The 22502-nt window shown below is 37.6% G+C and carries 17 protein-coding genes; 7 read left to right on the top strand and 10 right to left on the bottom strand.

The window, feature by feature from the left end:
• The first annotated feature begins 27 nt into the window (after positions 1-27).
• The 5 genes from surA to apaH are packed head-to-tail and all read left to right on the top strand — an operon-like array spanning position 28 to position 4388.
• Positions 28-1365 carry a peptidylprolyl isomerase SurA gene (surA, locus tag PH4a_RS03880; RefSeq protein WP_074379368.1) on the top strand — a complete coding sequence of 446 codons (1338 nt, stop codon included), beginning with the start codon at positions 28-30 and terminating at the stop codon, positions 1363-1365.
• A complete protein-coding gene (pdxA, locus tag PH4a_RS03885) occupies positions 1355-2356 on the top strand; it encodes a 4-hydroxythreonine-4-phosphate dehydrogenase PdxA (RefSeq protein WP_129037894.1) in 1002 nt (333 codons plus the stop codon). The genes surA and pdxA overlap by 11 nt, the downstream gene beginning before the upstream one ends.
• The gene (rsmA, locus tag PH4a_RS03890) at positions 2349-3161 is read left to right on the top strand and encodes a 16S rRNA (adenine(1518)-N(6)/adenine(1519)-N(6))-dimethyltransferase RsmA (protein WP_129037896.1); all 813 of its coding nucleotides are present in this window, start codon (positions 2349-2351) and stop codon (positions 3159-3161) included. The genes pdxA and rsmA overlap by 8 nt, the downstream gene beginning before the upstream one ends.
• A 25-nt stretch (positions 3162-3186) precedes the next feature.
• Complete coding sequence (apaG, locus tag PH4a_RS03895; RefSeq protein ID WP_129037898.1) at positions 3187-3564, top strand: Co2+/Mg2+ efflux protein ApaG; 378 nt, start codon at positions 3187-3189, stop codon at positions 3562-3564.
• A 2-nt stretch (positions 3565-3566) separates the two neighbouring features.
• A complete protein-coding gene (apaH, locus tag PH4a_RS03900) occupies positions 3567-4388 on the top strand; it encodes a bis(5'-nucleosyl)-tetraphosphatase (symmetrical) ApaH (protein WP_129037901.1) in 822 nt (273 codons plus the stop codon).
• Positions 4389-4852: 464 nt separating this feature from the next.
• Here apaH and folA read toward each other — a convergent pair whose 3' ends face one another.
• Positions 4853-5338: a type 3 dihydrofolate reductase gene (gene folA, locus PH4a_RS03905; protein ID WP_064721018.1), complete on the bottom strand. Its 486-nt coding sequence runs from the start codon at positions 5336-5338 to the stop codon at positions 4853-4855.
• A gap of 176 nt (positions 5339-5514) precedes the next feature.
• On the opposite strand from folA, the gene PH4a_RS03910 reads away from it, so the two are divergent.
• Positions 5515-6129: a LysE family translocator gene (locus tag PH4a_RS03910; RefSeq protein WP_129037903.1), complete on the top strand. Its 615-nt coding sequence runs from the start codon at positions 5515-5517 to the stop codon at positions 6127-6129.
• A 44-nt stretch (positions 6130-6173) separates the two neighbouring features.
• Here PH4a_RS03910 and PH4a_RS03915 read toward each other — a convergent pair whose 3' ends face one another.
• The 9 genes from PH4a_RS03915 to nudF form a co-directional block, all read right to left on the bottom strand.
• Positions 6174-7322, bottom strand: a complete 1149-nt coding sequence (locus PH4a_RS03915) for a hypothetical protein (RefSeq protein WP_129037905.1) — start codon at positions 7320-7322, stop codon at positions 6174-6176.
• Positions 7323-7429: 107 nt separating this feature from the next.
• Positions 7430-10663 carry an autotransporter Pta gene (pta, locus tag PH4a_RS03920; protein ID WP_129037907.1) on the bottom strand — a complete coding sequence of 1078 codons (3234 nt, stop codon included), beginning with the start codon at positions 10661-10663 and terminating at the stop codon, positions 7430-7432.
• Between the two features lie 443 nt (positions 10664-11106).
• Positions 11107-12528: a cell division protein FtsP gene (gene ftsP / locus PH4a_RS03925; RefSeq protein WP_129037909.1), complete on the bottom strand. Its 1422-nt coding sequence runs from the start codon at positions 12526-12528 to the stop codon at positions 11107-11109.
• 241 nt (positions 12529-12769) lie between these two features.
• Entirely contained in the window at positions 12770-13519 is a 750-nt protein-coding gene (locus PH4a_RS03930) for a 1-acylglycerol-3-phosphate O-acyltransferase (protein WP_064721026.1), read from the bottom strand.
• A 64-nt stretch (positions 13520-13583) separates the two neighbouring features.
• Positions 13584-16541 carry a DNA topoisomerase IV subunit A gene (parC, locus tag PH4a_RS03935; protein ID WP_129037911.1) on the bottom strand — a complete coding sequence of 986 codons (2958 nt, stop codon included), beginning with the start codon at positions 16539-16541 and terminating at the stop codon, positions 13584-13586.
• A 33-nt stretch (positions 16542-16574) separates the two neighbouring features.
• Positions 16575-18470, bottom strand: coding sequence for a DNA topoisomerase IV subunit B (gene parE / locus PH4a_RS03940; protein ID WP_129037913.1), 1896 nt, complete (start codon positions 18468-18470; stop codon positions 16575-16577).
• Positions 18471-18593: 123 nt separating this feature from the next.
• A complete protein-coding gene (gene yqiA, locus PH4a_RS03945; RefSeq protein ID WP_129037915.1) occupies positions 18594-19169 on the bottom strand; it encodes an esterase YqiA in 576 nt (191 codons plus the stop codon).
• Between the two features lie 3 nt (positions 19170-19172).
• Entirely contained in the window at positions 19173-20012 is an 840-nt protein-coding gene (gene cpdA / locus PH4a_RS03950; RefSeq protein ID WP_129037917.1) for a 3',5'-cyclic-AMP phosphodiesterase, read from the bottom strand.
• A 235-nt stretch (positions 20013-20247) separates the two neighbouring features.
• Entirely contained in the window at positions 20248-20883 is a 636-nt protein-coding gene (gene nudF / locus PH4a_RS03955; RefSeq protein WP_129037919.1) for an ADP-ribose diphosphatase, read from the bottom strand.
• A 213-nt stretch (positions 20884-21096) separates the two neighbouring features.
• Between nudF and tolC the strand changes: the two genes are divergently transcribed.
• The gene (gene tolC, locus PH4a_RS03960; protein ID WP_064721034.1) at positions 21097-22491 is read left to right on the top strand and encodes an outer membrane channel protein TolC; all 1395 of its coding nucleotides are present in this window, start codon (positions 21097-21099) and stop codon (positions 22489-22491) included.
• Positions 22492-22502 lie beyond the last annotated feature (11 nt).

Raw genomic sequence — 22502 nt, forward strand, 5'->3', positions numbered from 1 at the left:
TGAATAAATATGTCACCCCGCAACAAGATGCGGAAAACACATAATGGGAAACTTATGAAAAATTGGAAAACGCTGTTTATCGGCTTTATGATCACAGTCGGTGCAGCCACCAGCTCAACAGCATTTGCTGCACAAGAATTAAACCGCGTATCTGCTGTGGTAAATAATGGTGTCGTTTTAGAAAGTGACGTCAATAGAATGCTACAAACCGTGAAGATGAACGCAAAAAATGCAGGTCAAGAAATGCCTGATGAGCAAGTTCTTCGCCAACAAATTTTAGAGCGTTTAGTCATGGATAACATCATTTTGCAAATGGCCCAACAAATGCAAATTGATATTCCAGAAGCTGCAGTTGAATCAACCATTAAAGGTATTGCTGCTGAAAATAATGTCTCATTTGAAAATCTGAAAAAACGCCTTGCTGCAGATGGCATTTCTTATAACGATTATCGTCAAGATATTCGTAAAGAGATGATGCTTGCTGAAGTTCGTAATAATGAAGTACGCCGCCGCATTACTATTTTACCTCAAGAAGTTGATTCTTTAGCCAAACAAATCGAGAACCAAAGTAGTCAAAGTGTTGATCTAAATCTTAGCCATATCTTAATTCCATTATCAGAAAACCCGGCTCCAGCTGAAATTGAAAAAGCAAAACAAGTTGTGGCTCGTATTATGAATCAAATTAAAAGTGGTGCTGATTTTGGTAAATTAGCCGCAACCTATTCTGCCGATCCACAAGCACTCAATGGCGGTAATATGGGATGGGCATCTATTGATGAATTGCCAACGCTTTTCGCTAAAGAGCTTGCTAACGCCCAAAAAGGTGAAATTGTAGGGCCGATTCATTCTGGTGTTGGTTTGCATATCATCAAAGTTAATGATGTGCGTGGTGGTTCAAAAACTATTTCTGTTACTGAAGTTAAAGGCCGCCATATCTTGTTAAAAAGCTCACCAATTATGAATGACGAGCAGGCTTACGCAAAATTACAGCAAATTGCAGCAGATATTCGTAGCGGAAAAATAAGCTTTGCTGATGCCGCTAAAGAATATTCTGAAGATCCAGGTTCCGCATTACGTGGTGGTGATTTAGGATGGTCGATGCCGGATGTTTATGATCCCGCATTCCGCGACGCCTTAATGCGTTTAAATAAAAATGAAATGAGTCAACCTGTTCGCTCAAACTTTGGCTGGCATCTAATTGAACTAGAAGACACTCGTAGTGTTGATAAAACAGATGCAGCAAATAAAGAACAAGCTTACCGTTTACTCTTTAATCGTAAGTTTAGTGAAGAGGTTCAAAACTGGATGCAAGAATTGCGTGCAGGGGCTTATGTACAAATTATGAACGATAATAATGCAAACTAAGCTTAATAAACCACTTGTTATCACCCCCGGCGAACCAGCCGGGGTTGGTCCTGATCTAATCATTTCATTGGCTCAAATGAATTGGGATCTGCCTTGGGTTGTCTGTGCAGATCCTCAATTACTGAAAATCAGAGCTCAATTATTAGATCTTCCTCTTACTCTAGTCGAATACGATCCCAATACACCACCTTTAGTACATATCCCTAGCCAAATCTATATACTGTCAGTACCGCTGATCCATGCTGATGTTATTGCTGGCCATCTTGATGCACGTAATGGACAATATGTTGTAGAAACATTAGCAAGGGCTTGTGATGGATGTCTTAACGGTGAGTTTTCTGCATTAGTAACAGGACCAGTACATAAAGGCATTATTAATGATGCTGGCGTACCGTTTACAGGACATACAGAATTTTTTGCTGATCGCAGCCACTGTGAACGTGTTGTAATGATGCTGGCAACAGATACTCTAAGAGTCGCTTTAGCTACCACACATCTTCCTTTAAGAGACGTTGCCGATGCAATAACAGGCCAGCTTCTCAATGAAATAATTACTATACTAAACCATGATTTAAAAACAAAATTTGGTATCACATCCCCCCAAATTTATGTTTGTGGTCTTAATCCTCATGCCGGTGAAAGTGGTCATATGGGTCGTGAGGAAATTGATATAATTGAACCGGCATTAGCACAATTACGTGATCAAGGTGTCCATCTTCATGGCCCTTATCCGGCAGATACACTCTTTCAGCCTAAATATCTATCTCATGCAGATGCGGTTCTGGCAATGTATCACGATCAAGGATTACCTGTGCTAAAATACGAAGGTTTCGGTCGTGCAGTGAATATTACCCTCGGTCTTCCTTTTATCCGTACATCTGTTGATCATGGGACAGCCCTTGAACTTGCAGGTACTAAAAGCGCAGATGCTGGCAGTTTTCGCACCGCATTAAATTTAGCCATTAATATGATACAAAATTGTAATGAATAATAGAGTCCATCAGGGTCACTTTGCCCGCAAACGCTTCGGGCAGAACTTTTTAACCGACAGCTATATTATCGAAAGTATTGTTGAATCCATTTATCCAAAGCCAGGTGAAGCCGTTGTTGAAATCGGCCCAGGGTTAGGTGCATTAACTGAGCCAGTTGCTGCAAGAATGGATAAAATGACCGTTGTTGAAATCGACCGCGATTTAGCTGCGCGCTTAGAGATTCATCCAACATTAAAAGACAAGCTGACCATTATTCAGCAAGATGCTATGACGATAGATTTTGCTGCTCTAGCGAAAGAACGCCAGCAGCCTCTACGTGTCTTTGGTAACTTACCTTATAACATTTCGACCCCTTTAATGTTTCACCTATTTAGTTTTGCAGATGCCATTTCAGACATGACTTTTATGCTGCAAAAAGAAGTAGTAAATCGTCTAGTTGCAGGTCATGGCAGCAAAACCTATGGTCGACTCAGTGTAATGGCGCAATATCATTGCCAAATTATTCCTGTTCTTGAAGTTCCACCTACTTCATTCAGACCTGCACCTAAAGTAGATTCAGCAGTAGTTCGCTTAATTCCTTACAAAGAAAAACCTTATCCAGTTAGTGACTTAACGATGTTAAGTCGTATTACTGCACAAGCATTTAACCAGCGACGTAAAACACTGCGTAACAGTTTGGGTGGATTATTGGCAGCAGAAGATATGATTGCGCTTGGTATCGATCCGACAGCTCGTGCAGAAAATATTTCTGTTGAGCAGTACTGCAAAGTGGCAAACTGGTTATCGCAAAAGCAAGAAGCATAAGAGAACACCAGAAACAGGAGGCACTATGTTCACCTCATCAAAAGTGGCGGTACAAGTACAAAGCGTTTACATTGAAAGTCAATCTTCACCGGATGACCAACGTTATGTTTTTGCTTACACAGTATCTATTCATAATTTGAATAAGTGTACAATTCGCCTCCTGCGTAGATATTGGTTAATTACTAATGCTCAGGGACATACCACTGAAGTTCAAGGTGAAGGGGTTGTTGGTGAACAGCCTTTAATTGAACCCGGGACACAATATCGCTATACCAGTGGTGCGGTTCTTGAAACGCCAATGGGCACTATGGAAGGCCATTATGAAATGATAGATGCTGATGGCCGATTATTTCAAATAGAGATCCCTGTTTTCCGTCTTGCACTTCCGACATTGATAAACTAATTATGGCTACTTATTTAATTGGTGATGTTCATGGTTGTTACCAAGAATTACGCCATCTGCTTGATAAAGTAAATTTTGATCCTATTCAGGATACTCTTTGGTTAACTGGCGATCTTGTTGCTCGAGGTCCTGATTCACTAGAAGTATTGCGTTTTGTAAAAAGTTTAGGTTCTTCTCTTAAACTTGTATTAGGTAATCATGACCTTCATCTACTTGGTGTTTTTGCAAAAATTAGTCGCAATAAACCAAAAGATAGATTGAATGAATTACTAAATGCACCAGATATTGACGAACTAATCAATTGGCTAAGGCGCCAACCCGTGTTGCAAGTTGACGAAGAAAAAAAACTGGTGATGGCACATGCGGGTATTACACCGCAATGGGATTTAGAAACAGCAAAAACCTGTGCTCGTGAAGTCGAAGCCATATTAAGCAGTGATAGCTATCCACTATTTATTAACTCAATGTATGGGGATATGCCAAATAACTGGTCACCAGAACTGACAGGACTTGCTCGCTTACGCTTTAGTACTAATGCATTAACACGAATGCGTTATTGCTTCCCTAATGGTCAGCTCGATATGATTTGTAAAGATAAGCCATTAGAAGCCCCAGCACCGTTAAAACCGTGGTTTGATTTACCAAGCCAGTTACCAGAAGTCTATAGCATTATCTTCGGTCATTGGGCATCTCTTGAAGGCAAAGGCACACCTGATAACGTTTATGCATTAGATACAGGTTGTTGTTGGGGCGGCGATCTTACTTGCTTACGCTGGGAAGATAAGCAATTTTTTACTCAACCAAGCTTTTCTGCATCACAATAAACATTTCTGTTTTACTCTCATTTTTTAACATAGAATACAAGCGTAGAACGGCAAGGTGAATTGCTTGTTTTCTATGCTTTTTATATCTATACCGCCACTTTATTCTAATAAACCATCTTATTTTCACTCAAATAATGGTGATTAATTAGTATAAAAGATTTATTTTCTTTCCAATGAAAATAAAACCTTTAAATTCAATTGGTTATTTTTTATCGTCGTGAATTAAGTGTCTTTTTTAAGTGTTTATAGAATAAAAACACTATATATGTATATATATCTCATATATTATTCTTTTAAAGCAAATTTATTAAAATATAAATAATGATTATTTAATAATAAAGCTATTTTAATTTGTTCTAATATTTTTATTAGAATATTAAAGTTGCCTTATAAATATAAATGTATTAATAAGATACAAATAATAAAAAGGGAGATATTTAATCTCCCTTTTTAATTAATTAATGTTATTTTCTTCTTTTTAGTATTTCAAAACAGTAATTATGTGAGTTATTTTCGTCTGCCTCATGATATTCCATAAAAATAGAATCCCATTCATCAGGCTCGTAATCAGGGAAAGTTGTATCACCAATGACTTCCGCATCAATATGAGTCAGATATAATGAACTCGCCATTGGTAAAAATTGTTCATAAACTTTTCCACCACCAATAACCATGATTTCCTCATGATTTTCAGCGGCTTGTAATGCTTCCTCTACTGATTTAACCCAAACAACATCGTTATCAGTTCCTGGTTGGCTACTCAATACTATATTAAGACGATTCGGTAAAGGGCGACCGATAGACTCATAAGTAACCCGGCCCATAATAACGGGTTTATTTAACGTATTCTTTTTAAACCATGCGAGGTCACCAGGTAATGTCCAAGGCATTGCCTTTTCCATACCAATAATGCGATCCATCGCTAATGCTGCGATTAAACTAATATTCATTTACACACCTACGGGTAAAGATGGGGAAAAAAACTGTTCACACTATACGTAAAGCTAAAACCCGAGTCGATACAAATTATGCTTCCTCGATAATAAATAATTGCTTTATACTCGAAGTGTTAACTTAATCATATAAGATACAATCATTATAATATTGTTATATACAAGGCGCTATTATGCTTGAAACTTCTTTAGTCGTTTTTACAATTGCTTTACTTGGGATGATCTCTCCGGGACCAGACTTTTTTCTCGTTGTAAAAAATGCGGCGCGTTATCAACGCTCTGCGGCAATGATGACAGCAATGGGTATTGTCGCGGCTTTGCTGGTTCATATGTCTTATTGTGTTGCGGGTATTGCTGTATTAATTACCACAACACCATGGCTTTTTTCTGTGTTGAAATATGCTGGTGCTGCTTACTTACTCTGGATTGGCTTACAAAGCTTACTGTCAAAATCTAATCATACGATTGATGAAAACACAGCAAAGCATTCACAGATCAGCTTTAAAAAAGCCTTTATGCAAGGCTTTTTATGTAACTTACTCAATCCCAAAGCAACGCTCTTTTTCCTTGCGGTTTTCACTCAAGTACTGAGTATTGATTCCAGCATCGGTGAAAAATTATGGTATGCCTTTATTATTTGGGGTTTAGCTTTAGTCTATTGGCCTTTATTGGTTCTATTAATCCAAAGTGCGCCAGTCAGAAAAATGCTCAATAAAATCCAAAAAAGCATTGATAAAGTGCTGGGTGTAGTACTGATTGGTTTGGGGATTAAAGTCGCGTTGAGTTAAATAAAAACCTCTTTAGTAAGATTTATTAAAGAGGTATAACTCATTTATAATAAATTTAAATTCCAATCATTTTCACTCTTTAAATAATCAATAACATCTAGTAAAACTATTTCATTCTCAAGATAATTAGACTTATTTTTCATTTGGTTTAAAATAAATTCATAATCATCTCTAATAATATTTGCAATATTATTTTTCATTTCAGCACTGATTATATTTCCACAAAAATAATTTTTAATTTTTCGATTATATTCAGATATAAAGAATCTATCTTCTGCTGTTTTTTCTTTTTCTTTAATAATGTCATCACATTCTAAAACTCCTGAACTAAGCATATTATCTACAAATTCCTTAACACCTTCATTATTCTTTAATTTATTTACTAAGAGATTTATTATCGACTTTCTAAAACTATCATTAGTATAATTTCCAACATTATATTTCATTACTTTATCCATAAAACACTTAGCTATATTTATAATAAAATTCTTCTCCATTTCCATAGAGTAAATATCATGCATTGTATTAACAAAATACATTATTGAATTACCTAACTTATTAGATTCTTTTCCATCAATCTCTTTACAAACATAATTTAATGCCATATCAATATGTTGTTTATAGTTAAATTTAATATAATTTAACGTACTATCACATTCTGAACTATGCCTATTCAATTGTTCAAATTTTTCTTTTTGATAATTATTAATTATATCGAAAGAGATGCTGAGCATAACAATAAAATCTCCTTTTGTTTTTGGTTTTTTATAGAGATAATTTTGTATTAATCTCTTGGCATAATCATGACAATCATTTTTTATTGCAGTATTTAAACTTAAAAAGAACGAATCTAATAACTCCCTATTAAAACTAACAAAGTCAGAATTTATTAATTTATAATTCTTAAATTCTATTTTTTCACCACCACAAAAAAAAGTAGATAAATTGTTTAACTTAGCATGTTGACCTTTATCTAACAAAAAGGTTAAATAGGTCTTTAAATTAAACACTTTCTTTATAAAAAAAGATATTTTAGATAAAAAACTTTTATTTTCCGTCCCTACATAAAAGTTACTAAAACCATTTAAAATACCATTAATTTCATTTTTTATTTTATATTTTTCTTTTTTATCTATATTGCAGTATGTTATTGATGTAGTTTGGATACGTGTATCATTTACATTTACATTCATAATGACTCCTTATTTAATAGTAAAATAATCCTTTATTTACCTGCATTTTCATACAAAAAAAAGCCCTTATTACTAAGGGCTTTAATATTTAAATTAATTAATACAATTTAGAAATTAATTTTCAGTGTTGCATTTACACCACTAGAACTGATATCGCTGTTATATTGGCCTTGGTAAGAAATACCAAAAGTGGTTGATTTACTTAATTGTGCATCAACACCTAAACCTGCACCAAATAAATTATCTAATTTACCGCCACGTAATGTAGCATTACCAGAATCAGATAAGAATAAACGTGATTCAGGACGATTATCACCAAATAGATGACTGGCAGAAATATCACCTTTTAATGCCATATTCACATTACCAGCCATAAATGGATAACCACCACGTAAACCAACAGTACCCACTTGAATATCTTGTGAATCAGTATGAGTAGTAAACTTCATATTACCCACATTCTCATTAATATCATCTGTTGAGACACGTAACCAGTTAAATCCAGCATAAGGTTCAATAGAGTATTTATCAGTATTAAATTGGGTATAAGCACCTTCTAAGAAAATTTGAGTGATCTTTGCATCATAACTGGTTGAGTTATAACCTGCATTTTGCCCTACCCAAAGTGTTCTTTTTGCATCTCTATCTTGATTAGTATGAGTAATACCATAATTTAAAGAAGCAACATCATAAAGATTTGATACCCCATAAGCACCGATATGAATATCGTTACTTTCTATTTTACCTTGTTCATTACCTTTATATTTAGTAGAACCCGCACCAAAGAACAGACCGACTTTGGTATTTTCAGTAATATCAATTTCTGCACCTAATAAGCCGGCATAAAAATCAACATCCATATTACTTTGACCATAATCAGCACTGCCCCATTGGCCAATACCTGTCATCCAAATACGCGCATTACTATTATCAAGTTGAGCATAACGACCATGACCTATACCAATTGCCTGATCTTTCACTGTTCTTGTTAACCCTAATATGTTAACAACACTAGCGTTATTCGCATTTAAATACATGTCACTACCCAATGACTGATAGGTTTTACTTAAATCTCTTTCATTCATTGGTAATACTGCATTAAATAATTCACCACTGCCGTTGCTATCTAAAGCATTAGCAATAGAACGACCATTTTCATTATTAGCAAATATCGCTAAAGAAGTATTTTCTTTCTTACTTAATGTACCTGTAATTGCGTTATCTTTTACGGAAACATTTTTATCAAATAACGCATAATCATTGTTAGTCGCTACATCATTATTAGCGGCTAATATTTTAGTTTTAACTCGATTATCCGTTAAATTATCGGCATTTACTGTTCCGGTTGTAACATTATCATTAAGATAAATATCACGTAATTGTCCTACATTATCAGCACCGACATCTAAAATAGCACCTTTATTCAGCACTAAATCGCCAACATTAACATCGTGCCCAACAGTAACTAAATAAGTTCCTTTATCGTTGATATTAATATTCGCTTTATGGCTTTCATTAGAAGCTAATTGGCCTTTTTGAGTGAATGTATCGTTATAACGATTAATAACACTTAATTTACCGCCATTCACATTAACAGCTTCAGTGCCTAATGATTCCGTAAAACCATATAAAGTACCTTGCTCAACAGTTGTGCCACCACGATATGTGTTGTCACCTGTCATCACTAATGTTCCTTCACCTTTCTTCACTAAAGAGCCGTTATATAAACCCGCATCTATTTTAGCTTGAATGGCATCAGCTCGTTTTTGGTAATACTCTTTACGCCATTTTTCAGCGTCTTCTTTACTTACGAGATGCGAAGTCGGATCTGGATTGCCGTCATTAATAACAAAATCAGTCCCTAAATTATAATCGCCACCTGCTGCGATCCCTTTATCTTGATATTCCTTTAACCATGCGAGATCTTCTTTTTCACGTAAATCTAATGCGGCTTGTGAAATATCATTTGTCCATACATCTAATGGCACAGCATCAAGTTTATACTCAAATTGACCTAAGAATTGGCCTGGACCATACATGCCTTTGTCTAAATCGGGTGTACCCCAGCCATAACGAATATCTGGTGTTCCTTCATCCGCAGTCCAGCTATCATATAAACTTCCGTCTGGATTACGATGATTAGCCGTTGTAAACATTACATCACGTACTTGCGTCGCATCCATAGATTGATAACGTGACATTAGAACACCCATAGCACCAGTAACATGTGGCGCTGCCATTGATGTTCCACTAAACGTATTCCAACCTGCATTACCTTCTTCATCAACAACTGAAGAGTAAATTGCACGACCTGGTGCAACAACAGTCCACCATTTCGCATTACCGGCTTCATTGAAGACTTTAACTAATTGATATCCCGATTTATCTGCGGTTTGTTCAAGGCCAGCGACTGCAATCCAATGTTTTTCCGCTGCGGGATTAAAATAAGGATAAAGGGGACGATAATAAGGCTGAGCAAAATCACGATTACCCGTTGTAAATACTTGCACTACATTAGTGCCTTTTACAGCATCATAAGCGGCATCAACAAAAGAAGGTTTATCACCATAAACTTTCTTGAAATAAAAATATTCATATTCTGTTTGTGCTGTGGTATCAACAGGCATATGTACAGTGGTATTACCGCCATCAGGACCTTTTGTTGGGATAGTATTAATAATACGCGGATTAGTCCCCCAGCTATTATTAATTACCTGCGCACCCGCATCGACCATCGCTTTCCAGCCAGTATAAAAATATTGATAGTCTTGATAAGGACCATAGTTATTACTGTCTGTCGCTCCAGTATTACCAAGATAAACATCAGCGCCCCATGCAACACCGTGCATGCCATTACCATCACGGTTAGCACCTACTGTTCCGGTAACGTGCGTTCCGTGTGTATCATTTACGCCTTTTATCCAACCGCCATCTACATCAAATGCTTGACCTTTTTCATAATGCCCCCCCATCTCTTGAGGATAACGCATTCCCGTTGTACCATATTCGCCTTTCGCTTTTACAGCGTGAAAACGTGAGCCACTCAGTTCTTGGTGAGATAATAAAGCGCCTGAATCCATTACACCAATTTTAGCGCCCTGCCCATGAAAGCCTAATGCGTAAGCACTAGAGGCATTCATGGCCGCAAGCCCCCAATCTTTTTGATATTCTTGACTTTCCCAACTTTGTTTATCGCCAAGTTGCCCGGTTTCAGAGTAAGCAACGGAATATCCGGAAAAGAGAAGTGCTGATGCAACAAGAGAAAGTTGGAATACATTTTTATTTATTATATTTTTTTTCTTTGAATTGTGATGATGACTTAAAGCTATTTCTTTGTTCATTCTAATACCTTAGTTAAATTTAAATTAATAACATCAATTAGAAGTCAAAAATAAAGGCGTAGGGATTCTCTGTTTTATATAGAAATAATTACTTGAAGGACATCGCAAAAATATAAAAATCACCCATAAAAATAGATGGAATGACTGGTTAATCACAAATACACAGATAGATGAAACGAGATTAGATCAATAAAGACGATTTAACAAACGCTAAAAATTAACGATTAATAAATTTATAGCACCTTGATTCAATATTTAAATAGATTAAATAAAGAGATAATACATAAAGAAACAATAACCTTAATTTAATTAACAATTCTAAAAATTAAATATTTTCAGCTTATTTAACTTTAGTAAATAATAAATAAAAAACACTCTTTTTTGATAAAAAAAGACAGCCTTTTATTTTAAAAGTACTGTCTTTTTTTTAATTAATTTTCGTGTTATTCCGTAGGCGTAATTTCCATTTGTCCTACCATACCTTTATCTGCATTTTCTAACATTTGGCTATAGTAAAGAAAAGGAAAGTGTCCGTAAGAAGGCTGTTTTAATTCCACCAATAATTCACTTTGATTTTCAATCCATATAGTGTCTTTCCAACCAAAATCAGCAGGTGATGGTTTTTGTCCATTATGACTAATCACTTTAAAACGTACCCCTTCAATATGAAAAGGTTGCGGGCTAGGCACCGTGACCATCCAACGTTCCCAACCATTTTGCTTACCCATTAAGTCTATTCTAGATAATTCCCATCGGGCATTATTAATACCAGGGGGACTATCATGTAATTGAATGCTTCTAGGCTGAATTGCAGACGTAATTTGTGTGTCATCTACTGCTAATTGTTGGGGGACTTTATCTGTCATTAATGACATTAATCCCGTTGGTCTAATAGTGAGAATATTCGCATTACGCAGTAAATTTGACGGCTCAAAAATACCTCGTAGCTTGTCCATAAAACCTGCGTTTTCTCCCGCAGTGATTGTGACTTCATTACCCTCAGACATATCAACTAAGATTTCACGTCTTTCACCGGGAGCCATAGGAATAGATTTCAACTCAACAGGCGCTGTTAATAAACCTTGATCAGAAGCGATAAGATAGAGTGAGCGTCCATCATTTGCTTTTAATTCATAACGGCGAGCATTAGAGGCATTAACTAAACGCAAACGGATCCAGCCTCTTGAAACTTCAATATAAGGGTCTTCACGACCGTTCACTAAGAGTGTATCACCATAAAATCCATTTGATACTGCCTCTTGGTCATACTGAGGAGCACCAAAATTATCAATTCGTTTATCTTGAATGATGATAGGAAAATCATTCACGCCATAATGCTTAGGTAATGGCAATGATTTGCTTTCATCATCTTCAATGATCCACATTCCCATAAGGCCGTTGTAAACGTGAGGAGCCATTTTGAAAGGCGTATTAGCATGATACCAACATGTTGCTGCTTTTTGACGAATAGGCAACACAGGAGACCAATAAGCGCCCGGAGACATTAGTCTTGCGGCTCCACCAATTTGAGTACCGGGAACTAATAATCCGCTTACCGTCATCGATACAGGTTCATTAAGACGATTGCTATAAATCAGTTTTATATCATCGCCACTTTTTACCTTAATGGTAGGTCCAGGCATTGAACCATTGACTCCCCAAGCCTCAACTTTTTGTGTGCCATTAAATGCCCAATGAACATTTTGCAACGTTAAAAAAAGAGGCTGACCATTGCGAGATTCTAACAATGGAGGGATCGGTAATTGTTTATCAATGGCTGATTCAGCACGAACTGTAAAAGATATTGAGCCCAGACATACCGCAAAGCCTGAAGCCTGAATAAACTGGCGACGACTAAATGACATACTTTCTCCGCAACAAAATACAAATATTCCTAATTCGCAATAAAAAGTGCTGTGTTAGGAAAAAAAAGCTGCTGTGATGTTTAAATACAGGGGACTTAAATGAAATTACGGGAGCATAATAGCGCGGATGTGACATAAATCCTAAAAATAGTTAATACCATAGTGTATTTTCATACATTAAAAACAATATAAGCCTGAAAAACAGGCTTATATTATGATAATTAAGTGAAGTTTATCTCTATTAATTCAATTTACCCGCAAAATCTCGTTGGTTCATTTCTTCAACTTCTTTATCGAGTTCTTCAATTTTAGCTTTCATTATCTGGCGGCAGTCTTCAGCCAACTCTCGTACCTGATCTTTATTGTATTTAGATACATCTATCGGGGGTAGCATCTCCACAATAACATAACCATTATTCCAACGATTTAGCTTTATTTTGCCCTGAGTTGTAGAGACACATACAGGGATAATAGGTACCCCAGCTTGAATAGCTGCATGAAAAGCACCTGTTTTAAAAGGTAATAAGCCACGACCACGACTACGGGTACCTTCAGGGAACATCCAAACAGAGATTTTCTTTGACTTGATTTGGTCAGCAACTTGAGAAATGGTGCCATGTGCTTTAGAACGATTAGAGCGGTCAATCAAAATATTGCCCGTGATCCAATAAAGCAGTCCAAAAAATGGAATAAAAACTAAGCTCTTTTTACCTACTGTCACGGTATTTGGCTGAACTGCATTCGACATAGTTACCATATCAAAATTATTTTGATGGTTACCGATATAAATACTTGGGCCATAATTTTGCGCATTTTTGGGGAATCGTTCCACCAATTTGATACCGAAAACGCGCGATAACTTGCCAAATAAACGACCATAAGTCATAACATGTTTTGGATTTCTTGGTGAAAACATGCAGTAGATCATGCCAAACGTCACCACAATAATGGTGTACAAAATGACAATGATGCCACGAATAATAGCTAACATAGGTTTTAGCGTCCTAATACAAGTGGGTCAAATGACCCACTAATTATTAATTTAAATAGAGTAATTAATTTGTTTCGATATCAATATGATCTATTGTTTGTGCACCACGAGGTAAAGAAGTTCCTCGGCGTCCACGTTTCGCTTTAAAGCTCAATAATTCATTCATCGACATCGTTAATTTACGCTTACCAAAATGCAATGTGACTGATGCATTTTCTGGCAATATACGTAACCAAGCGACTTTATCTTCGCCGCTTGCAGCCTGAGCAGCCGGAATAGAAACCATTTGATTTCCTTTTCCTTTTGCCATTGTTGGTAATTCTGATGCTTCGAAAATAAGCATTCTGCCACCTTGAGTAATGATCATAATCAGATCACTTGATTCATTATTCAATCGTTGTGGTGGTAATGGTAGCGCATTTTCAGGGAGTGTTAATAATGATTTACCAGCTCTATTTTTAGATGTTAAATCTTCAACATGACAAATAAAACCATATCCCGCATCTGATGCCATTAAGACTTTATCAGTACTTTCACCCATGATGACATGGCGTAACTGCGCACCTTTTTGAATTTTAAGTCTATCAGTCAGCGTATCACCTTTACTTCGGCCTGAAGGTAATGCATCAATATCAACAGTATAGCTTTGCCCCGTTGTATCAATTAAATGTACGGGTTGATTACTCATCCCCTCTATTGCATCAAAGTAACCATCGCCAGCTTTAAAGCCAACAGATTCGGCATCAATATTATGTCCTTTCTGGCAACGGATCAGACCATTTTCAGACATAATCACCGTCACTGCTTCAGGGTGAAGATGTTTAAGTGGGATGGGTTCATCCCCCGCATTACCACTGAAATAGTTAATTTCTTCTGCTTTTAGCACTTCATGTTGACCATCAATCGTAAAAATTAATGCTTCATTTTTCGGTGCTAAAATTATTTGCTCAATAACATCACCCTGCTCTTTGCCTAAACTAACTAAGCGAGTGCCACGCCCTTTTTTATTCATTTCATTCAGTTGTTCTGCTGAAATGGCTAAAATACGGGTTTTATCTGTGATGATAATTAACCAATGTTGATCGTTTTTCTTTTGAGCATCAACTAAGAACGGTTCTAATAATTCAGTATCTTCAGAAACAGTTAATAAACCTTTACCTGTTTTATTTTTCGTTTCCATCTCTTCATAAGAGAGAACCGAGCCATAGCCTTCTTTTGTCGCCAGTAAATATTCTTGCCCCGCACTGCCTGCCAGCATATATTTTACGCTTGCATCAGGTGGGAATGTCAGTTTGCTGGTTAAAGGTTCGCCCTGACTACGCCCCGATGGCATATCCATTGGGCTTAATGTATAACTTCGTCCTGTTGAATCAAGAAAAAGCACTGGCTGATTGCTCATGCCACGTACAGCACTATGATAGTTGTCGCCAGCACGATAACTCATCGCACTAGGATCTATATCATGTCCCTTTGCATTACGAACCCAGCCCATTTCAGACAATACGATAGTAATAGGCTCTGATGGCAACATATCCTGTTCATTAACCACTTTCGCTTCTTCTTGAGGGCGAATCGGTGAACGTCTGTCATCACCAAACTCTTTTACGTCAGCTTCTATCTCTTTTTTCAATAAGGTACTTAAACGACGCGGTGAGCCAAGTAATTTTTCAATACTTTCTCTTTCTTTTTCAAGCTCGTCGCTCTCGCCTCTCAGTTTCATCTCTTCAAGTTTGGCTAAGTGGCGTAAACGCAATTCTAAAATAGCTTCTGCTTGTATATCTGAAAGCTCAAAACGACGCATTAGCTCTGCTTTTGGCTCATCTTCATGACGAATAATTTCAATCACTTCATCAATATTTAGATAAGCAACTAATAAGCCTTTGAGAATTTCTAATCTGCGTAGCACTTTTTCTAAGCGATGATTTAAGCGGTTTGTTACTGTTTGGCGACGATAAACCAACCATTCGTTTAAAATAGTGAGCAAGCCTTTTACTGCTGGACGGTTATCTAACCCAATCATATTAAGGTTAACGCGATAACTTCTTTCCAAATCAGTATTAACAAACAGATAGAACATCACCTGCTCTAAATCGACACGATTACTGCGAGGAACAATAACTAGTCTTGTTGGATTTTCATGATCAGATTCATCGCGTAAATCTTCAACTAAAGGTAGTTTTTTGGCTCGCATTAATGCTGCAATTTGTTCAAGTACTTTTGCGCCAGAAACTTGATGAGGCAACGCTGTAATCACCGCACAGCCGTCTTCTTTCTGCCAAACTGCCCTCATTCTTACTGAACCACGACCAGTTTTATAAATTTTCTTAATGTCGTCAGGAGCAGTAATAATTTCAGCTTCAGTTGGATAATCAGGCCCTTGAACATATTGCATAACGTCAGATAATCCTGCATCTGGATTATCCAATAGCATTACTAATGCTTGTCCTATTTCACGCGTATTATGTGGCGGAATATCCGTTGCCATCCCAACTGCTATGCCTGTTGTACCATTTAGTACAATATTAGGTAGGCGAGCTGGTAACATTTTTGGCTCTTGCATCGTGCCATCAAAGTTAGGGATCCAATCAACGGTGCCGTGACCTAATTCACTTAATAATGTTTGTGAATATTTGGATAGCCGAGACTCAGTATATCGCATTGCCGCAAATGATTTTGGATCATCTGGAGCTCCCCAGTTTCCTTGTCCATCAATTAATGGATAACGATAAGAAAAAGGTTGAGCCATTAGCACCATAGCTTCATAACAAGCACTATCACCATGAGGATGATATTTACCTAACACATCCCCCACAGTACGCGCTGATTTTTTAAATTTTGCATTGTTGCTTAAACCCAATTCAGACATTGCATAAATAATACGACGCTGAACAGGCTTTAACCCATCACCAATAAAAGGCAATGCACGATCCATAATGACGTACATGGAGTAATTGAGATAGGCATTTTCCGTAAACAAGTGGAGCGCTTGGCGCTCTACACCATCATGAGTCAATTCACTCATTCAATATTTTCCTCAGACTCTTGTGGTATCCATTTACACTTCGATGTCAACTTCATCGCCTTTTTCTTGCAGCCAATTGCGACGATCTTCAGAGCGTTTTTTCGCCAACAACATATCCATCATACCAAGTGTTTCTTGATAATTTTCTTCATCAATAACCAGTTGCACCAAACGGCGCGTATTAGGATCGAGTGTTGTTTCACGTAACTGAATTGGATTCATTTCACCCAATCCTTTAAAACGCTGTACGTTTGGCTTTCCTTTTTTACGACTAAGGCGCTGTAAAATGGCATTTTTCTCTGATTCATCAAGGGCATAATGAACTTCTTTACCCAAATCAATACGATAAAGAGGAGGCATTGCCATATAAACATGTCCTTGTTTCACCAATGCTGGGAAGTGTCGAACAAATAGAGCACATAACAGTGTGGCAATATGTAAGCCATCTGAGTCCGCATCCGCAAGGATGCACACTTTACCGTAGCGTAATTGGCTTAAGTCATCGCTATCAGGATCCATACCAATAGCAACTGAAATATCGTGAACCTCTTGTGATGCTAAAACTTCATCAGAAGAGACCTCCCACGTATTTAGGATCTTACCGCGCAACGGCATAATCGCCTGATGTTCACGATCACGCGCTTGCTTGGCCGAGCCACCAGCAGAATCCCCTTCGACTAAAAACAGTTCGGTATAACGAAGATCTTGAGAAGTACAATCTGCCAATTTGCCTGGTAACGCGGGACCTGACGTTAATTTTTTCCTGACTACTTTTTTCGATGCACGCATACGACGCTGCGCACTACTAATTGCCATCTCCGCCAGCAATTCACCAACTTGAACATTTTGGTTAAGCCATAAAATAAATGCATTCTTTACAGCATTGGCGACAAATGCACTAGTTTGGCGTGAAGATAAACGTTCTTTCGTTTGGCCTGCGAATTGAGGATCTTGCATTTTTACAGATAAGACATAAGCACAACGTTCCCATGTGTCATCTGCTGTTAATTTAACGCCTCTTGGTAGCAAGTTACGAAACTCACAAAATTCACGCATTGCATCCAACACACCTTGGCGCAAACCATTAACATGAGTCCCACCTTGCACTGTGGGAATTAAGTTAACATAGCTCTCTGTGAGTAAATCCCCACCTTCTGGTAGCCAAAGCATTGACCACTCAACAGCTTCGTTATCACCTTCAAATTTTCCAGTAAAAGGCTCTTCGGGTAGACGAATAAATTCGGCGACAGCTTCACATAAATAATCAGTTAGTCCATCGGCATAGCACCAGTTTTCTTGCGTATTGTTAACTTTATCGACAAAAGAAACACTAACGCCAGGGCAAAGTACCGCTTTAGCTTTTAAGACATGGGCTAAACTTTTAGTAGAAAAACGAGGAATATCAAAATAAGACACATCAGGCCAAAAGTGAACGCTAGTTCCCGTATCACGTTTAGCACAAGTGCCTATTTCATGAAGTTCTTCAACTTTATCGCCATTCTCAAAAGCGATTTGATATATTTTGCCATCTCGACGAACTGTAACTTCTATGCGTTTAGATAATGCGTTAACAACGGATATCCCTACCCCATGTAGCCCGCCAGAAAATTGATAGTTTTTATTAGAAAATTTTCCTCCGGCATGAAGGTGAGCTAGGATCAGCTCAATAGCAGAAACCTTTAATTCTGGATGGATATCGACAGGCATTCCTCGCCCGTTATCAATAACCTCGATAGATTGGTCGCCATATAAAATGACATCGACCTTCGTTGCGTGTCCCGCAAGCGCCTCGTCCACGCTATTGTCTATCACTTCCTGTGCCAAGTGGTTCGGTCTAGTTGTATCCGTGTACATACCAGGACGGCGGCGTACTGGCTCTAGACCATTTAGAACCTCAATATCCTTTGCATTATAACTTGATTGAGTCATTGTATTAATCTGCGGTTCGCTGTTTGAAAATACTGTTTATAATAACAGGTGTTAGCGGCAATATGATATTAATTTTCGGATAGATGCATCAACCTATCTTTTACAGGTTAATCGACCGAAAGGCTAAATTATCTTTAAAAACTGAATAATTTGTGGAAAAAAACGCTCAAAACCAACAAAGGCGTGGTTTCCTTCCGATTCTATGGTTTGCCGACATGCGCCAAGATATGAAACCGCTTGACGATAATCAAGTATTTCATCTCCAGTTTGTTGAAGCAACCAAATAAGTTCAGGTGAGGTAATCGAGGGGATACGTAATGCGAGCAATTCATCCATATGATAAGGCTCTAATCTATATTTTTGATTTGTGTATGGATTTTCGTTATCACCAAGAAAATTTTGCAGTAAATCAAAAGGACGAATGGCTGGATTAACAACAACAGCGGGTAAATGAAACCGTTGAGATAACCAAATAGAAAGATATCCACCTAATGATGACCCCACTAATCCTAACTTATCATCAGCATTTTCTTTTACTAATGTCTCGATCAACTCAGCCGCTTCTTGAGGATAAGGGGGGAGTTGGGGGATCAATAATTCAATTTTAGGATGAGTTATCGTTAGCCAATGGCGAAATGCTTGCGCTTTAGCGGATTTAGGTGAGCTATTGAATCCGTGCAAATACAAAATACGAGGCATAACTTAATAGCCATCTGCATCAAGATCGGGGCAAAATTCAGTCCCCTTCAGACGATAAACTTGAGTTTCTATTTTTCCTTTTTCATCAGGTGAAAGAGATAATTCGAGATAGCGCCAGCCCGGAGATACTGTATCTAACGTGAAATTAGTGCAATGAGGGCGAAATTGAATGCATGTTGAAGGCGTTGCCAATAAACGAATACCATTCCACATTTCATCCATTTCCTGATGAATATGACCACAAAGCATCATTTTCACTTGAGAATGCCCTTTTAAGCGATCAGAAAGCGCCTGAGAATTTCTTAAGCTATGTTGGTCTAACCAGGTACAACCGGATGCCATTGGATGATGATGCAATAAAATAATCGTATCTCTTTGCTTATTACTTTCAAGACAACGAGTTAGCCAATCTAGTTGACAATCTGATAGTTCACCATGAGGAACACCTTGGATTTGGCTGTCTAACAACAACACTTGCCAATTTTCGCCTATAACCACTTGTTTTGCCGACAAAATACCCGCTTGATTTAAAGCGTCAATCATCGCTGGTTGATAGTCATGATTACCCGGCAACCAAACACAAGGTGGTGTTAAGGTTGCAATGCCCTGCGCAAAATGCTCATAAGCTTCAAAGGTTTGGTCTTGAACTAAATCACCTGTAGCGACAATCAGATCAACCTCTAATCCTTGCTCTCTAATCGCGTTTAATACCGCGTGATAACTGCGATAGGTATTAATGCCCAGCAGTGTATCTTCCACATTAGCAAAGAGGTGGGTATCTGTAATTTGTAAGATTCTTACGGTGTTTTTCTGCATCACCGACAATTCAAGCTGGCTTTCCAAAAGGTTTCCTTGTTTCACTTTCAATAGCTGTATTTTAACGCGTTTTTGTATTAAAAATCTGCCAACCACTACACATTTCAAAAGATTACTGAGAAATATTCTCGCTCTCAATCATTCTTTTTGCACTTCATTTTATCATTTAATTCATTTTATATCGTACACTTAACGATAATTGTCAATTTTAATACACCTTTTGGAATACATGCTGAAACACATAACTCCACTTATTAATAAATCAGCATTCAGCCCAGCGTTTTCTTAACACAACATGGTGAAGTTGTAACCACTGAAGCGCAATAACGGATGCTGCATTATCAATAGTTCCATCTTCTACCCACTGATACGCTTGTTCTCTGCTCACGACATGAACCCGAATATCTTCATTTTCACAGGCTAATCCATGTATACCTTTCGCGGTTGTAGCATCAACTTCGCCCACATACACATGCATTCTTTCGCTTGTACCGCCAGGACTGGAAAGATAACTAATAATAGGTTCACAGCGCGCAACATCAACACCTGCTTCTTCTTGAGCTTCTCGCCTTACAACATCTTCTGGGCTTTCGCCTTTTTCTACCATGCCCGCAATCACTTCTAATAACCACGGGGTTTCGCTAGTTTCATAAGCAGGAATACGAATTTGTTCAATTAATACAACTTCGTCACGTTGTGGATCATAAGGCAGTAATACCCCAGCATGACCACGTTCAAACACTTCTCGTTTAACCTCTTCACTCCACCCCCCTTCAAAAAGGCGATGTTTAAAGCGATATTCAGTTAGTCGAAAAAAACCTTTATATAAATCTCGTTTACTTAAAAGTTTCACATCATCACGAGAGTATAAAAATGGTATATTTTCCTTTTTCTTCATACAATATTCCTTAAGTTATCTTTAAGACTCTTTTTATTGCTTACGTTTAATACAGATTTAAAGAAATTTACCGAAAAATCATGTAAGGTTAATCTAAAATAAAAGGATATGGCACAAATGGCTACCCCTAGTTAGGGAAACAATCTGCTAGAATTATCCCAATTAAAGATTAACAGAGGCAACTCAGCGAAACTGTTGCAACAAGGAATTAAAATGAAAAAACTGCTTTCTCTTTTGGTCGCGATGAGTTTGGCAGGATTCAGCACTGCAAGTCAGGCTGAGGATCTGCTTCAAGTTTATCAAAAAGCAAAGGACAGTAACCCTGAGTTACGTAAGTCATTAGCTGAACGCAATCAAGCTTTTGAGAAAATTAATGAAGCGCGTAGCCCATTATTACCACAATTGGGATTAGGCGCTTCTGTAGGTTATAAAAGTGGCTATCGCGATAATAACAATACCGAGTCAAACTCTCTCGGTGCTAATTTAACGCTCACTCAGACAGTGTTTAATATGTCTTTATGGCGTCAACTTAATCTGCAAGAAAAAACAGCGGGTATAAGCGATGTTACTTATCAAACTAGCCAACAACAGCTGATTTTAGATACCGCAACGGCGTATTTTAATGTGCTACGTGCAATAGATTCTTTATCATTTATTGAAGCACAAAAAGAACAAGTTTATCGCCAATTAGATCAAACAACTCAACGCTTTAACGTAGGTTTAGTTGCAATTACTGACGTCCAAAATGCGCGTGCAAACTACGATAGCGTACTGGCACAAGAAGTTGCTGGTCGTAACGAATTAGATAATGCATTAGAAAAACTGCGCCAAGTCAGTGGTATTTACTATATCAATCTTGCATCACTAAACATTAGTCGTTTTTCAACCACACCACCTGATTCAATTGAAAAACTGCTAAAAGATGCAGAAGAACGTAACTTAAGCTTATTAAGCGCTCGTTTAGGCCAAGATTTAGCGCGCGAGAATATTCGTTTAGCGCAATCAGGTCACTTACCAACGGTTGATTTAAATGCCTCTACTGGCGTTTCTAATGACCACAGCCACGGCAGTGGATTACCACCAGCAAGCCAAAGTAGCCGTAATAGCTACACTGGACAAAACAGTATAGGTTTGTCTTTAAGCATTCCGTTATACACTGGTGGCAGAACAAGTTCACAAGTTGAACAAGCTCAATATGGCTTTACCAGTGCAAGTGAACAATTAGAATCTGTTTACCGCACTATCGTGCAAATTGCGCGTTCTTCTTACAACAATATTTCTGCATCAATCAGTAGTATTAAAGCTTATCAACAAGTTGTTGTTTCGGCGCAAAGCTCATTAGATGCGACTGAAGCAGGCTATCAAGTAGGTACTCGTACTATTGTTGATGTACTGAATGCAACAACTACGCTTTACGATGCAAAACAAAAACTATCAAGCGCTCGTTATGATTATTTAATTAACCAATTAAATATTCAGTATGCTCGCGGTACGCTAAACGAGAGTGATTTAATCCAATTAAATAATGCATTGGGTCAAGAAGTTTCAACTTCGCCGGATAATATTATTCGCAACTTAACTAGCCCTACAATTAATCCGGCGCCTTAAGTTAACGCCCT

Origin of the sequence: Proteus hauseri (genome assembly GCF_004116975.1) — a bacterium.
In the GTDB taxonomy this organism is placed as follows: domain Bacteria; phylum Pseudomonadota; class Gammaproteobacteria; order Enterobacterales; family Enterobacteriaceae; genus Proteus; species Proteus hauseri.

Coding starts and splice junctions, on each gene's coding strand:
- surA (WP_074379368.1), top strand. CDS start 28: ATGCGGAAAACACATAATGGGAAACTTATGAAAAATTGGAAAACGCTG.
- pdxA (WP_129037894.1), top strand. CDS start 1,355: ATGCAAACTAAGCTTAATAAACCACTTGTTATCACCCCCGGCGAACCA.
- rsmA (WP_129037896.1), top strand. CDS start 2,349: ATGAATAATAGAGTCCATCAGGGTCACTTTGCCCGCAAACGCTTCGGG.
- apaG (WP_129037898.1), top strand. CDS start 3,187: ATGTTCACCTCATCAAAAGTGGCGGTACAAGTACAAAGCGTTTACATT.
- apaH (WP_129037901.1), top strand. CDS start 3,567: ATGGCTACTTATTTAATTGGTGATGTTCATGGTTGTTACCAAGAATTA.
- folA (WP_064721018.1), bottom strand. CDS start 5,338: ATGAATATTAGTTTAATCGCAGCATTAGCGATGGATCGCATTATTGGT.
- PH4a_RS03910 (WP_129037903.1), top strand. CDS start 5,515: ATGCTTGAAACTTCTTTAGTCGTTTTTACAATTGCTTTACTTGGGATG.
- PH4a_RS03915 (WP_129037905.1), bottom strand. CDS start 7,322: ATGAATGTAAATGTAAATGATACACGTATCCAAACTACATCAATAACA.
- pta (WP_129037907.1), bottom strand. CDS start 10,663: ATGAACAAAGAAATAGCTTTAAGTCATCATCACAATTCAAAGAAAAAA.
- ftsP (WP_129037909.1), bottom strand. CDS start 12,528: ATGTCATTTAGTCGTCGCCAGTTTATTCAGGCTTCAGGCTTTGCGGTA.
- PH4a_RS03930 (WP_064721026.1), bottom strand. CDS start 13,519: ATGTTAGCTATTATTCGTGGCATCATTGTCATTTTGTACACCATTATT.
- parC (WP_129037911.1), bottom strand. CDS start 16,541: ATGAGTGAATTGACTCATGATGGTGTAGAGCGCCAAGCGCTCCACTTG.
- parE (WP_129037913.1), bottom strand. CDS start 18,470: ATGACTCAATCAAGTTATAATGCAAAGGATATTGAGGTTCTAAATGGT.
- yqiA (WP_129037915.1), bottom strand. CDS start 19,169: ATGCCTCGTATTTTGTATTTGCACGGATTCAATAGCTCACCTAAATCC.
- nudF (WP_129037919.1), bottom strand. CDS start 20,883: ATGAAGAAAAAGGAAAATATACCATTTTTATACTCTCGTGATGATGTG.
- tolC (WP_064721034.1), top strand. CDS start 21,097: ATGAAAAAACTGCTTTCTCTTTTGGTCGCGATGAGTTTGGCAGGATTC.